A 14,470-nucleotide genomic window follows, 5' to 3' on the forward strand; every position below is an offset into this window, starting at 1 on the left:
CGACGTTGCCGGCGGGGACATCAAAGGATGCCGGCGTTGGTTTCGATCATTCCCAGTGCGCACCTGGCGGAAGTGCGCTATGAAATCCGCGGCGCGCTGACCCGGCGCGCGCGTGAACTGGAGGCCGCCGGCCTCGACATCATCAAGCTGAATATCGGCAACCCCGGTCGCTACGGTTTCGAAGCGCCCGCACATCTGCGCAACGCCATCGCCGGCCACTTGCGCGACAGCGAAGCCTATGGCCACGAACAAGGCCTGGAAGTGGCGCGCGAGGCCATCGCCGCGCAACAGCGCGCGCGTGGCGCGCGTGGCGTCGAGCCCGAGCGCATCTTCATCGGCAATGGCGTCAGCGAACTAATCGACCTGTCGCTGCGCGCACTGCTGCATCCGGGTGACGAAGTGCTGCTGCCTAGCCCGGATTACCCGCTGTGGAGCGCCGCGACCATTCTCAACGGCGGACAGCCGCGCTATTACCGCTGCCTGGCGGAAAACGGCCACCTGCCCGATCCGGATGAAGTCGAATCCCTGATCACCCCGCGCACGCGCGCGCTGGTGTTGATCAATCCGAACAATCCGACCGGAGCGGTGTATCCCCGCACGCTGCTTGAGCGACTCGTGGCGATCGCGGTGCGTCATCGCCTGCTGCTGCTGTGCGACGAAATCTACGACGAGATTCTTTACGACGACGCCACGTTCCAGCCGCTGGCTGAAGTCGCCGGCGAATTGCCGTGCCTGAGTTTCGGCGGACTGAGCAAGGTGCATCGCGCCTGCGGTTATCGCGTGGGCTGGATGAGCTTGTCCGGCAATCCGGTGCGCAGCGCGTCTTATCGCGATGCAATGCAATTGCTTGCCGCGCTTCGCCTGTGCGCCAACGTGACCGCGCAATGGGCAGTGATTCCGGCGCTGCAGGACGCGCCCACGATCGGTACGTTGACCGCGCCCGGCGGACGTCTGCACGAAGCCCGCCGTGCCGTGCTACAAGGCGTTGCCGCAAGCCGTTATCTGGATCTGGTGACGCCGGACGGCGCGCTCTACGCGTTCCCGCAAGTGCGCGCCGATCATTTCCCGGCGTTCGACGACGAGGCGTTTGCACTACGCCTGCTCGAACAGGAATCCGTGCTGATCGTGCCCGGCAGTAGTTTCAACGTGCCCGGCAGCCATCATTTCCGACTCACCTTGTTGCCGGCGCCCGCGCAATTGAGCGAAGTGTTCGCGCGCATCGAACGCGTGCTGGCGCAGATGGCGTCCGAGCAACCGCAGCGATCCGCCGCAGCCGTGGCCTGAGACGAATGCCCGCGACTGCGCCTCTGCATTACCTCGCGCTGGGCGATTCGTACACCATCGGCGAATCGGTTCCCGCGCAAGGGCGCTGGCCCGCGCAACTGGTCGCGCGATTGCGACGTGCCGGCGTTGTCATCGACGATCCGCGCATCGTCGCCGTGACCGGCTGGACCACCGACGAACTCTCGCAGGGCATGGATGCGGCTCAGCTGTCGACAACCTTCGATCTGGTCACGCTGCAGATCGGCGTGAACAATCAATACCGTCGCCGTCCGGCTGGTGAATACCGTTTGCAGTTCTCCGGCCTGCTTGCGCGCGCCATCGGACTCGCGGGCCATCAAGCCGCGCGCGTGGTGGTGGTTTCGATTCCGGACTGGGGCGTCACGCGGTTCGCGCGCGAGCAAGGCCGCGACGCGGCACAAGTTGCCCGCGAGCTGGATATCTTCAACGCGATCGCGCGCGACGAAACAACACGTGCCGGTGCACGATTCGTCGACATCACGCGCGCGTCGCGACTCCACCCTGAATTTGTCGCCGACGATGGCCTGCACCCGGACGCCCGGCAATATGCGTTGTGGGTCAATGCGATTGAACCGGTCGTGCGAATGGCGCTGCGTTCGCGCTGAGGTTTCCGCGCAACCGTGCTGCAACCTTTCCGCCATCGCGCGGTGACGTTGGCGGCCGACACTGGCGCCCCGGGCAACCACCGGGGAACGCGCCATGAAGAACTTCCATTGCCGCAGCGCCTTCATCTCCGACGTGCATCTGGGCACGCCTGACTGCAAGGCCGGTTATCTGCTGGATTTCCTGCGCAAGCTTCGCTGCGAAAAGCTCTACCTGGTCGGCGACATCATCGACATGGAAGCGCTGACGCGTCGCCACTGGTGGCATCCCGAACACAGCGCGGTGATCGCCGAGGTGCTCGACCTCGCGCGTCGCGGTGTCGAGGTCGTCTATATTCCCGGCAATCACGACGCGCCGTTGCGCGGCTTGCATGGCCAATGTTTCGGCGGCGTGCGGATCGAGCTGGACACCGTGCACATCGGCGCCGATGGCCGGCGTTATCGCGTCAGCCACGGCGACGAGTTCGACCCGGAACACATTGGCCGTGGCTGGATGCTGCATGTCGGCGAAGCGATGCATCGCTTCATTTGCTGGGGCAATCGACGCCTGCATGCCGTGCGTCGAAAGCTCGAACTGCCGTATCTGCCGCTGTCGATCATCGTCAAATCGCACATCGGCAAAGCGCTGGCTTATATCCGCGCCTACGAGCAGCGCGTCGCCGACGACGCGCGCGAACGCGGCTTCGACGGGCATATCTGCGGACACATTCATTTTGGCCACGTGCGCGAGCTGGCCGGCGTGCTGTACCTCAACGATGGCGACTGGGTGGAACATTGCACCGCCCTGATCGAGGATCACACCGGCGCCATGGAACTGATCCACTGGAGCGAACAGGCCACGGCGCTGGGCCGCGCCAGTCGCGAACTGGTTCTGCCTTCACCCTGTGCCGCACTGGCGCTGGCGCCGCTGGGGTTTCGCCGACGTGAACTGCGCGAACTGGATCGCGCCGCCTGACCCGCCGCTACCTTGAAGCCCGGGCCGGATCGCCGCATATCGGGCGGCGTATCATTGCGTTCTTTACCGGAGCCTTCCATGTCCCTCGACACTGCCACCCGCGAACGAATCGAATCCCTGCTCAAGGACCACCGCGTGGTGCTGTTCATGAAGGGCGATCGCCAGCAGCCGATGTGCGGTTTCTCCGCCGCGGCGACCAACATGCTCAACGAGTTGCTACCGAGCTATCACACGGTCAACGTGCTGGAAGATCCGGAAATCCGCGAAGGCATCAAGGCTTTCGGTGAATGGCCCACGATCCCGCAACTCTATGTGGAAGGCGAGCTGGTCGGCGGCGCCGACATCATCCGCCAGCTCTACACCAGCGGCGAACTGCACACCTTGTTCGGCGCCGCCCTGCCCGATCGCACGCCTCCCGAGATCACCATCACCGACGCCGCGGCCGAAGCCATCCGTCAAGGCACCGGCAACGTACAGGGCGTCGCACTGCATCTGGAAATCGGCCCCGACCACAGCGCCGGCTTCCAGCTGGCGCCCGCCGGCGAGCACGACATCGTCGCGCACGCCAACGGTCTCGAAGTGCATTTCGACCCCGCCAGCGCGCAGCGCGCGAAAGGCATCGTGATCGACTGGGTTTCCACCGTGCAGGGCGAGGGCCTCAGCCTGAAGTTTCCCGGCGCGCAGGAAATCAAGTCGATCACCGTGCAGCAGCTCAAGACGTTGTTGGAAACCAATAGCGTCACGCTGATCGACGTTCGCCCCGCACAAAGCCGCGCGCAAGCCGCGCCGCTACCGCAGGCGCGCGTACTCGAAGACGAAGGCTACGAAAGCCTGGCCGCCCTTCCCAAAGACACCGCCATCGCTTTCATCTGCCACCACGGCATCTCCAGCCGCGCCATGGCCGAGCGATTCGCCGCGCACGGATTCAGCAATCTTCACAATGTGGACGGCGGGATGGATGCCTGGGCCGCTGAGATTGATTCGAGCGTGCCTCGGTACTGATCAAGCTCAGACGCGTCAGGTAACACGACCGCCGACCTGAGAAAGCATCAAGGGCAGGCTGCCATTGCGCGTTCGATGAAGGAAGTCACATGCCACCACATCCGACCTCCACCGACATCGGTCAGTTGATGGCAGAAGCCGGAAAAGCGCTTGGTGAAAGCAGGCTGGATGACGCCGAGCGCACGCTGATGCACGTGCTGACTGCCCATCCCGCGTTGGCTAACGCGCAATACCTGTACGGCATCACCTGCCTGATGCGCGGCCGGCCTGCCAAGGCTGTCGGCTGGCTGCACAAGGCCGTCGCACAGCATCCTTCCGACGCCAACATGCAGAGCTATCTGGGTTGCGCGTTGCACGATGCAGGCGCGTTCGACGAAGCGTTGATCCATTTGCGCAAAGCGTGCGAACTGGCACCACGGCAAGCCAAGCTCGCCTACAACCTCGGCAAGGCACTGAAGGAACAGGGCCTACTGAGCGATGCCGACGAGGCCTTTCGGCAAACGCTGTCACTGGATCAGCAACACGTGCTTGCGCGCATCGGCGTGGCTGATGTCGCCACCATGCAGGGAGATGTTCCGCGTGCCGTGGCCGAGTACCGTCATGTGCTGCGGCAACAGCCCGAGCGCGCCGAAGCGTGGCACGGTCTGGCCAATCTCAAGACCGAATCGCTGGGACCAGCCGACACCGAGCTGATCCGTCGCGCCCTGCGTCAACCCAATTTGCCACCTGACACGCGGGTGTTGCTCGGTTTCAGTCTGTTCCACGCGCTGGAAGATCAACAAAATTACGCCCTTGCTTTTGAAGCGTTGCGCCAGGCAAACGCGGACAAGAGACAGCAAGTGGATTGGAATGCTGCTGCCGAGCGAGCGCAGATCGACCGGATCATCGAGGCCTTCAGCGTTCCGCCGCCTGCGTCGATAGATGCCTCCCTTGGCCACGAAGTGATTTTCATCGCAAGCATGCCGCGCTCGGGTTCCACGCTGGTCGAGCACATCCTCGCAACACATCGAGGCGTTGAAGGCGCCAACGAGATTCCTGATCTACCCCAGGTCATCGAAGACGAGTCGCGCCGCCGCGGCCAACCCTTCCCGCAATGGGTCAGAGCCGCCACCGCCGATGACTGGCATCGGCTGGGTCAGGATTACCTGGCTCGCACGGCACGCTGGCGCGAGCAACGCCCGCGCTTCACCGACAAGAATGTCACCAACTGGCCGCTGCTGGGTGCGGCGCGGCGCATGCTGCCGGGCGCCAAGATCGTCCACTGTCATCGCGACCCAGTGGAAACCTGCTTTTCCTGCTATCGCCAACTGTTCCGACAGGGCGTGCACTACAGCTACGACCTGGATGAGTTAGTCGAGTACTACCGCGACTACCAACGCCTCAGCGCGTTCTGGCTGGCACGGCATCCGCAAGACATACTGGATTTGCCATACGAAACTCTGGTGCGGGAACCGGAAGCACAGATCCGTCGCATGCTCGCCTTCTGCGACCTTTCTTTCGACCCGGCCTGCTTGACACCTCACCGGACGAATCGTGAGGTGCTCAGTACTGCGAGCGCGGCTCAGGTACGTAAGCCGATTCGCACAAATACAGCGCATAGCGCGCTGTATCTGCCTTGGCTGCAGTCGTTGCGGGAGCGGCTGTCGAGACAGATATAAAGGCAGGCGAGACGTACGTACGACGTCCGACACGTGGGTGGTCCGTCCTTTTCGCGCAGCTACAAAGGCGTGTGCTTTGACAGCCCCACGTAATATAAAAAATAAGGCCGCCGGTTGCCCGGCGGCCTTAGTTCCGCATCTCGTTCCCGCAAGCCGCCATTCGCGACGGCCTGCGGTTGGAGGGTGAGGATCAGAAGTCGTACTTGGCGTTGAATACCACGTAACGCGGCGCTTCGGTCGACTGGGCAGTGTGGTAAACGGGGTTGTAAATGAAGGTACCCGTATTGCCACCACCTGCGCCACCACCGTTACCGATGGCGTACTGGGTGTAGTACAGCGTCGCTTTCTGCTCGTTGAGCACGTTAAGCGCTTCAACCTGCAAAGTGAGGTGCTTGTTCGCCCAGTCCGGCACGTAAGTCAAGCTCAGGTTGAGCTGGTGGAGCCACGGCGTACGGCCGCTGGTACCACCCGGTGACCCTACGCCACCAGAACCCACACCGGTGGGCGAAATGGAGCTAGGTACACCACCGCAATAATGCTGGTAGGGGCCGTTGTACGCATCCGCAATGATCGTATCACCGAAGCCGCTCAAGCATTGGTTCGGCGCACCGGACTGCATGATAAGGGTGCCGCCAACCAGCCACTCCGGCGTAATGGCGTAGGAGCCAAACGCTTTGATGGTGTGGCGATGGTCGTTGGCCTGATCACCGTTGGCGTACTGCATGAGATCCGGAAAATCCCACTGTGCCGTGGTCGAGCCGGAGAAGCCGCCATTTGTCTGGTTGGTGATCTGTCCAATCGCGGTGTCGGTCGGACCTTCGGTGGTGCCGTACGACTTGGAGAACAGATAGTCGATCTTGCCGAACCACTTGCCGTCCCAGCTATGTTCCAGATAGGTATCCAAGGAGTAGTACTTGCGCGACGGCTGCGGGAACGGGATGAATGGTTGACCCTGCGTGTAAACGCCTTCACCTGTATTCGGATTCCATACCGCGACACCATCGGGCTGCGGGATGTAGTTGGTCTTGCCAGGATTGACCAGACCCGCAATGACGTTGCCTTCGTAGGCGACGTCGGTGTCGTCCACGAGATTGCCGGCTTTCTCCCAAGTAGCCTGAGATCCGAGCACCAAACCGGTATCGCCAAGCATCTTCTGGAAGCCAAATACGTATTCGTCTTGGTACTGCGGCTTGAGATTGGTCGAGGCATAGTCCTTGATATTGCCGGGGACGCCATTCTCACCATCCGACGAAAAGTATCCGGTGGGCGTCCCCGGCGCCTGGTTGCTGATGGGAAGCGCGGTCAGACCTGTCGGAACGCCATTAGCATTGATGCCTGTATAGGTATAGACAATTTGGCCGTTGATCGAGCCGAATGCCGAGTTGCGCGCGGCCAGACCGGCCGGCAAGGCTAGATAATAACGCCCCGCGTTACCGAAGACCTTAAAAGTGCTATCGCCGAACACATCCCAGCTGAAACCAAGTCGCGGCGCCCATTGCGGGCTGGTTTCCCTAACGTAGGCTACGCCCTGGGGGCCGGTGTTTTCGAACTGATCGTTGCGCAGGCCAAGGTCAAGCAACAGGTTGGGCGTAACCTGCCACTTGTCTTCCACATACTGTGCTTTCTGGCGAGCCGCAATCGTGACGTTCTGCTGTACCAGCGCTTCGGTGACGTAATTGCCGTAGCCAGGAGTGCCTAGGAAAGGCGCATTGGAGAACTCGGACGGAATGCCCAGGACGTAGTTGTAGGCGCCGCCACCAAGGATCGAGGTACCATCGTCATCGTCGCGGTACTGAACGTTGTCGATACCGAACTTGACGTCATGATCAGCCGTGATCTTCCAATCTAGGTCGACGCGCAGGTTTTCTGTCTTGGTTTTGTGACCCGGGTTGCCAATGGTGGTATCCACCAGGTTCGGGACGGTGACACCCGCTGGCACAGGCACGCCTGGACCAAAGCTCACCGGCGCCACATTTGCACCACCCAGACCGGAGTAGTACTGACCCGTCATCACGCCATATTGCGCTTCGAGCGTGAGGTCGTCGGTGATGTAGGAGGTATACTTGAGAATACCGACCTTGAAAGTATCCTTGGTCGTTACGCCCGGACCGTAAAAGCTGCCGACTGTCTGATCCGTGTAGTCATAGTTGTAGAAGTTTTTGCCGGTCTGCTGGTTCTGGGTTGAAGCGTAGGTGGCTTCCAGCACGTTGCTGTCGTTGATATTCCAGTCCAACTTGCCGTACAGCTTGGGGCTCTTGGTGCCCTGCGACTCCCAGAAACCCTGCGGCGACGTTACGCCGAAGTTCCCCAGACCGCCCTGGCTGCTGTCATGCTGCCATTCGGCAGTGATGAAGAAGAACAGTTTGTCCTTGATCAGCGGACCGCTGACGTAAGCGTCATACACCGTCTCCCAGTCGCTGTTTTGCCTTCTGCCATCCTGGATCTGGCCATAACCGGGGGCGTAAGCTGTTGTGCCTTGGCTGGAGGCTAGATAGGGCGTACCGGTGTTGTCCACCGCACCTACAGGCGTCAGCGGGTTGTTGTAGTGAATGTTGTCGAAGTTGGCTTGAGTCGACGACGGGCGCCAGGACACATCCACGCCGGCATGGAACTCGTTGCTGCCGCGCTGACCAATCTGGCTGATCACGCCGCCGGTCGAACGACCGTATTCGGGACCGTAACCGGAGGTGATGGTCTGCTGCTCGGCGATGGCGAAGAACGGCAGTGCAATACCGCCCGCGCCACCGATGGGATCGGTGGTGTTGAAACCGTTGAGATAATAGGCGTTTTCCACGACGCTGTTACCACCAAAGGAAACCAGCGGCGTACCGGTCGGACCATTACCGAGGCTGGAGCCGCCCATGTTCACGCCAGGAGCCAGCAGTGCGATCGCTTCAGCGCTGTGAGCCACCGGCAGCGTCTTCAATTGCTGCGCAGTGATCACCTGGTTCTGGCGGGTGTTGGACACGTCGATAGCAGGCAACTGGTTGGCCGTCACCGTAACACCGGAGAGGTTTTGCGCGCTCTTACTGGCCTCGTCAGCGGTAAATGGCACCGCCGTGCCACCCGAGACGCTCACCTGGACATGGTTGTGCGTAGCGATCACATTTCCGCCCTGCACCAGCGATACGGTGTAATCGCCGATAGGCAGCTGGTTGGCACCAAATCGACCGTCGCTGCCAACCTGCACTTCACGAGTCTGGCCCGTCTGGCTGTTGACGATACGAACCGATTCGCCGGCGGATACAGGCGCCGTGCCGAACACGGAACCGGTGGTGGCCTGTGCCAACACGTGTCCGGACAGACCCATGCCCATCGCCACGGCGATTGCCAGAGTGGTATGGCGGACATTCAGTCCCCTCGACCTGGATGCAAGCTTTTTAGAATTCATGAAGTAGACCCCATAGCGGCAAGAAATTTTTAACTTTAAGTAAGACGCCGGCAGTGATTGCAGGCACGTAATGCGCACTTTTTTTCAATTAAACCGTGCAATTCTGACGACTTCTTTTCCCCACAAATCGCTAAAGCTCCCTTTATTTTTAGCGGGCTTTAACCTGCCTTTAGCAATCTGGTTCGTGCTTAACCATAAGGCGCCAAATAACAAAAAGTCAACAACAATAACTTGCGAAATCATGCATTTATGGGAGTTATGAATCGACAAAATCGTAATTTATTACGATTTAATTGAGGCAATTAATTCGACTTCGCGCCTTATCAGCTACAAACGGCTACCAAAGGAGCTTGGGAAGGTCGGGTCCACGCAATATATTGCGAATGACTTGCCTTTTAAAAAGTCGCGATTTGGAACGGGAGGTTAACGACCGCGAAACTTTGATGCCTATTCGCCAAGCTCCTCGTCAAACCTCAAATGCTTCACGCTGCGCCCATGTCGCCGCACCAGCTTCAGCGCCTCGATGCCCACCTTGATGTGTGACTCGACGAATTTCGAGGTGATCTGGCGGTCGCTGGCTTCGGTCTTGACGCCTTCGGGAATCATCGGTTGGTCGGACACGAGCAACAGTGCGCCGCATGGAATGCGGTTGGCGAAACCGGCAGCGAAGATGGTGGCAGTCTCCATGTCCACGGCCATGCAGCGTGTGCGTCGCAGGTAATCCTTGAAGGTGTCGTCGTGTTCCCACACGCGACGGTTGGTGGTGTAAACCGTGCCGGTCCAATAGTCGTGGCCGAGGTCGCGGATCATGGTGGACACGGCGCGCTGCAACTGAAACGCCGGCAGCGCCGGCACTTCGGGGGGCAGGTAGTCGTTACTGGTGCCTTCGCCGCGAATGGCGGCGATCGGCAGCACGAGGTCGCCGAGCTGATTCTTTTTCTTGAGGCCGCCGCACTTGCCGAGGAAGAGCGCCGCCTTCGGTTGGATCGCACCCAGCAGATCCATCACGGTGGCGGCGTTCGGGCTGCCCATGCCGAAGTTGATCAAGGTGATGCCGTCGGCGGTAGCGTTGGGCATCGGGCGATCGCGTCCCTGCACTTCCACGCCGTGCCACTGCGCAAACAGTTCCACGTAATGTCCGAAGTTGGTCAAAAGAATGTGTTCGCCGAATTGCTCCAGCGCCGTGCCGGTGTATCTCGGCAGCCAGTTGGAAACAATTTCCTGCTTGTTTTTCATCAGTGTTTACTCGAAGGATGTTGCCGGCGACGCCACGCCGGCGAGAAGGTCAATGCATGTGGCGACATCTTACGGCGGCACCCGGGAGTGGCTGCCGATTCAACGTTGTCGATGGCTTTCGTACGCGTCCGCGCGCGACGTGCATGATATGTTTCGCCTGCCATTCATGACCGGACAAATGCGATGAGGATGGGCCTGGCTATCGATGCGGCTTGCGATCTGTCGCAAGCCTTTTTGCAGAAGCATCAGGTGACGGTCATGCCGATCACGGTGCGTGTGGACAACGACGAATTCATGGATGACCGCGAGCCGGTCGAGCTTCAGCGATTCATCGACCGCCGCCTCGGAAGTCGCAGCCATTCGGCCGAAACCGAACCGTGCTCCGTGGAAAACGTGCAGAAAATTTTTCTTGAAAAGCTCGTGCTCGAACAGGATTGCGTGTTCTGCCTGACCATCACGGCCACCCGCAGTCCGATCAACGAACACGTAAATCGCGCCAGCTTTGCGATCCTGAAGAACTACCGCCATGCACGCGAACAGGCCGGCGCCACGGGACCTTTCATGATGCGCGTGGTCGATACACGCAACATTTTTGCAGGCGCGGCACCGGCGATCTACGACGCGGCTCGCATGATCGCGGCCGACGAAGCGCCCGCAGCGATTCGCGAACGACTGACGCATGTCGCCAACAACAGTTATGGCTACATGTTGCCGCGCGATCTCTACTACCTGCGCGCGCGCGCCAAGAAAAAGAACGACCGCAGCGTCAGTCTATTCAGCGCGATGCTCGGTTCCGCACTGGATATCAAACCGTTGCTGCGTTGCTATCGCGGCGAAACCGGCCCGGTCGGCAAGGTGCGTGGTTTCGAACAAGGCGCCGAGGCGCTGTTCGGATACGCGACCCAGCGCGTACGCGCCGGACTGCTGGTGCCGATGGTCTGCGTGAGTTATGGAGGCGATCTGAACGTGCTTTCAAATCTTCCCGGTTACGCGGCTTTGCGCGCAGCCTGCGAGGAGTGCGACGTGGAACTGATGGAAGCACCCATGAGCATCACCGGCATGGTGAACGTTGGCGAAGGTGCGGTCACGCTGGGTTTTGCGGCCGAGGAACACGTCGCGGAGTTCTAGGCATCGCTTTGCAGGTTAACTGCATCTTGAGCAAGCCTCCGGTTTGGCAGCGTGCATGTTTCGATAGGGAGCGCACAGCCGAACTTTGTTTCTGGAGAATCGGAAGCGTCAGAAGCCGTAGTGGAGAAATCCACCATCGACGGCCAGCACCTGGCCGGTTATGTAATTTGCTGCCGGCAGGCAAAGGAACGCGATCGCGGCTGCCACGTCTTCGGGTTCGCCGATGCGCCGCAGCGGCGTGCGGTCGAGCACCTCGTCCAGGTATTGGTCGTCGGCTAGCGCCGGCTCGGAACGTTGCGTGCGGATGTACCACGGCGCGACCGCGTTAACGCGAATGCCGTCGACCGCCCACTCCGCAGCGAGGTTGCGCGTGAGCTGATGCAGCGCGGCCTTGCTCATGCCATAGGGCGAGCCCGTGCGGACATGCGTGATGCCGGACACCGAACCCACGTTCACGATCGCCGCGTTGGCATGCTGCGTCAGCTGCGGATGCGCGAGCCTGCACATCTCAAACGCGGAGAACAGGTTCTGCTCAAAGATTGCGCGGAACTCATGGTCGGCATAGTCGAGGGTGTCTTTCGGCTGGTTGCCGCCGGCATTGTTGATCAGCAGCGAGAGCGGCGCACCGAGATCTGAAATCCAGTCAAACACTGCGAGCCGTTCTTCGGCTTCGACGAGGTCTGCACCAAACGTCAGGATGTCGACGTCGGGGAAATCGTCCGTCAATTCCACCCGCACCTGTTCGAGATAATCCTCGTCGCGTGCGATCAGCAGAAGATTGGCGCCCAGCCCCGCCAGCTCGCGCGACGTTGCGTAGCCGATGCCCTTGCTGGCACCGGTGATCAAAGCGGTGTGGCCTTGCAGCTGCCATGCGTCGATGCGGCTGTTCATGCCGGCAGCTTAAAACGTCCCATCGGTCGCGCATAGGTTGAAGTCGTGACCGGGTTTCTTGTTTGTGTTGCCGGATGGCGGGACACTCGGCATCTCCTTTGAGCGGAAGCCGCCATGAAATCGCTGCCGATCCTGCTTAGTCTGCTGGCCCTTGGCGCGTGCTCGGGCAAGCCACCACCGGCCGAAGCGAAGCCTGCGCCGGTAACGACGCCGTTCGACGGATTGCGCGCCGACGAACAACGCGCCAAGGACACGAAGAACACGGTCGAAAAACAGGCCGAGGAACAGCGCAAGCAGATCGAGGCGCAGACCCAATAAATGCGAGAGCCATAGATGGACGGCCATCACGCGCGATGGCCACCATCGCGCGATGTGATGCGGTGAACCTTCAGCCGTCTATCGCGGACTGCACAGGCAATCGGCATACACGTTGGGCTTGCCGGCTTGCGCGTTGCGCAGCAATTGCAGCTCGGGTGCCATCGCCGGAATCTGCGCCACCCAGCCTGGCAGGCGCACGCCCCACGATTGCAGAACCTGCATGCTGGCGCTCTGGTTGAGGCCCATCAGGAAACGCGTGAAGCCGCCCATCGGCGCCTCTTCATAACGCACAGGAAAACCATCCTGCAGATGCGCGAGGTTCGCCGCGTCGGCCACGGCATCGCCGAACCCTCCAAGCTGATCCACCAGTCCGCGATCGAGCGCCTGCTGGCCCGTCCAGACGCGGCCCTGCGCAATGGCGTCGATGGACGCGTAGTCCTTGCCGCGTGCTTTCGCGACGCCGCCGACGAAATCGCGATAGCCCTTGTCGATGATCGCCTGGATCACGTCGCCCACTTTGGGATCGAGCGGACGGGTGATATCGAACGCGCCGGCCATCGGCCCGGTCGCGATGCCATCGCTCTGCACGCCGAGCTTGGCCAGCGTGTTGGGCACCGAGTAGTACATGCCGAAAATCCCGATCGATCCGGTGATGGTGTTCGGCTCGGCGAAGATGCGATTGGCGTTCATCGAAATCCAGTAGCCACCGCTGGCGGCGACATCACCCATCGACACCACCACGGGAATGCCCGCCTCGCGCGTCAATTCCACTTCGCGCCTGATCTGTTCCGCGGCATAGACTTCGCCGCCTGGCGAATTGACCCGCAGCACGAGCGCCTTGGTCTTGCGATCTTCGCGCGCGTCGCGGATCAATGCCGCGGTACTTTCGCCGCCGATCGAACCGGGCGACGCCTTGCCGCCGGCGATCTCCCCCTCGGCGACCACCACCGTGACGCCCGGCTTGAACAATTCGACACCACTGGAAGCCACGGCCGCATAGCGAGGCAGGTCGACCTGCCGGAAACCCTGTCCGCCGCGACCGGCCGGCACGCCTTCCTTGCGCATCATTGAGATGAGCTCGTCGGGCGTGGCCAGTCCGTCGATCAGGTGCTCATTCAACGCGAGCTGCGCCAGATTGCCCTGGGTGCTGGCAATGTTCTGCGGCAGGTTGTCGATGTCCGCGCGTAGTGCGGCCGGGTCGATCTTGCGCAGGCGGGCGGTCTCGTCGAGATAGCTGTCCCACAGCCCGCCCATCCAGTAACCGTCGGCCTGCTTCGATTCGGGCGACGCGTGATCGAGGATGTACGGCTCGGCCGCACTCTTGAACTGGCCGACGCGGAACAGGTGCACATCGACGCCAAGCTTGTCGAGCAGGTCCTTGTAGAACAGGCGGTAATTCGCCAACCCGGTGATCATGACGCCACCTTGCGGATCGACCAGTACACGGTCGGCGTGGGCTGCGAGGTAGTACTGGCCCTGATCCAGATTGGCCGCCCAAACGATCACCGGCTTGCCGGCGGCACGGAAGTGATCGAGCGCGGCGCCGACTTCGCGCAGTGCAGCGAAACCGCCGCCTTGCAATTCATCCGGCAGCAGCAGGATTCGCGTGATGCGCTTGTCGCTCGCGGCCGCGTCCACCGCACTGATCAGGTCACGTACCTGCACCTGCTTCTGCTCGTCACCCGACAAGCCGGCCAGCGTACGCTGCAGCGGATCGGCGCTGTATTGCTCGACCAGTTGACCGCGCGGCTTCAGCACCAGCACGCTGTCGCTCTGCAGGATCCGGCTGCTGCGGCTGCCGAAGGTACCCGCGACAAGGAACAGCAGAAAGATCAGCAGCAGCGGAAAGAAGATCAGGTTGATGATCACCAGTCGAACGATGTTGATTCCACGCCCGGCACTGCGAAGAAAAGGCCAGAAACCATTTTTACGGCGAGGCAGCGGCGGTGGATTCATGCGTGATTGTTCCATGGTGATTGGGGCAAGC

The 14,470-nt window shown here is 61.1% G+C and carries 11 protein-coding genes; 7 read left to right on the plus strand and 4 right to left on the minus strand.

Annotation, left to right across the window (positions count from 1 at the left end):
- Positions 1–27: 27 nt before the first annotated feature.
- The 5 genes from GSQ73_RS01990 (at position 28) to GSQ73_RS02010 (ending at position 5,519) form a co-directional block, all read left to right on the plus strand.
- Positions 28–1,284 (plus strand): aminotransferase class I/II-fold pyridoxal phosphate-dependent enzyme, encoded by a 1,257-nt coding sequence (locus GSQ73_RS01990; RefSeq protein ID WP_174236041.1) that lies wholly within the window; start codon positions 28–30, stop codon positions 1,282–1,284.
- Positions 1,285–1,289: 5 nt separating this feature from the next.
- The gene (locus tag GSQ73_RS01995) at positions 1,290–1,907 is read left to right on the plus strand and encodes an SGNH/GDSL hydrolase family protein (RefSeq protein ID WP_158880484.1); all 618 of its coding nucleotides are present in this window, start codon (positions 1,290–1,292) and stop codon (positions 1,905–1,907) included.
- Positions 1,908–2,001: 94 nt separating this feature from the next.
- Positions 2,002–2,859 carry a UDP-2,3-diacylglucosamine diphosphatase gene (locus tag GSQ73_RS02000; protein ID WP_158880489.1) on the plus strand — a complete coding sequence of 286 codons (858 nt, stop codon included), beginning with the start codon at positions 2,002–2,004 and terminating at the stop codon, positions 2,857–2,859.
- 78 nt (positions 2,860–2,937) lie between these two features.
- Positions 2,938–3,861: a Grx4 family monothiol glutaredoxin gene (gene grxD, locus GSQ73_RS02005; protein WP_158880491.1), complete on the plus strand. Its 924-nt coding sequence runs from the start codon at positions 2,938–2,940 to the stop codon at positions 3,859–3,861.
- Positions 3,862–3,950: 89 nt separating this feature from the next.
- Positions 3,951–5,519, plus strand: coding sequence for a sulfotransferase (locus GSQ73_RS02010; protein WP_158880493.1), 1,569 nt, complete (start codon positions 3,951–3,953; stop codon positions 5,517–5,519).
- A 190-nt stretch (positions 5,520–5,709) separates the two neighbouring features.
- Here GSQ73_RS02010 and GSQ73_RS02015 read toward each other — a convergent pair whose 3' ends face one another.
- Together GSQ73_RS02015 and GSQ73_RS02020 are read right to left on the minus strand one after the other, a co-directional pair.
- Positions 5,710–8,910 carry a TonB-dependent receptor gene (locus GSQ73_RS02015; RefSeq protein ID WP_158880495.1) on the minus strand — a complete coding sequence of 1,067 codons (3,201 nt, stop codon included), beginning with the start codon at positions 8,908–8,910 and terminating at the stop codon, positions 5,710–5,712.
- Between the two features lie 447 nt (positions 8,911–9,357).
- The gene (locus GSQ73_RS02020; protein ID WP_158880497.1) at positions 9,358–10,146 is read right to left on the minus strand and encodes an AMP nucleosidase; all 789 of its coding nucleotides are present in this window, start codon (positions 10,144–10,146) and stop codon (positions 9,358–9,360) included.
- A 183-nt stretch (positions 10,147–10,329) separates the two neighbouring features.
- Here GSQ73_RS02020 and GSQ73_RS02025 point away from each other — a divergent pair, with 183 nt between their 5' ends.
- On the plus strand, positions 10,330–11,274 hold the full coding sequence (locus GSQ73_RS02025) for a DegV family protein (RefSeq protein ID WP_174236042.1): 945 nt from the start codon (positions 10,330–10,332) through the stop codon (positions 11,272–11,274).
- A 108-nt stretch (positions 11,275–11,382) separates the two neighbouring features.
- Here the strand turns inward: GSQ73_RS02025 and GSQ73_RS02030 are convergent, their stop codons facing one another.
- Entirely contained in the window at positions 11,383–12,165 is a 783-nt protein-coding gene (locus GSQ73_RS02030) for an SDR family oxidoreductase (RefSeq protein WP_158880499.1), read from the minus strand.
- Positions 12,166–12,279: 114 nt separating this feature from the next.
- Here GSQ73_RS02030 and GSQ73_RS02035 point away from each other — a divergent pair, with 114 nt between their 5' ends.
- Positions 12,280–12,483, plus strand: a complete 204-nt coding sequence (locus tag GSQ73_RS02035; RefSeq protein ID WP_158880501.1) for a hypothetical protein — start codon at positions 12,280–12,282, stop codon at positions 12,481–12,483.
- A gap of 78 nt (positions 12,484–12,561) precedes the next feature.
- Here GSQ73_RS02035 and sppA read toward each other — a convergent pair whose 3' ends face one another.
- Positions 12,562–14,439 (minus strand): signal peptide peptidase SppA, encoded by a 1,878-nt coding sequence (gene sppA, locus GSQ73_RS02040; protein ID WP_158880503.1) that lies wholly within the window; start codon positions 14,437–14,439, stop codon positions 12,562–12,564.
- Positions 14,440–14,470: the final 31 nt, after the last annotated feature.

The sequence above is a fragment of the Rhodanobacter sp. L36 genome (assembly GCF_009765755.1).
Taxonomy (GTDB): Bacteria; Pseudomonadota; Gammaproteobacteria; order Xanthomonadales; family Rhodanobacteraceae; genus Rhodanobacter.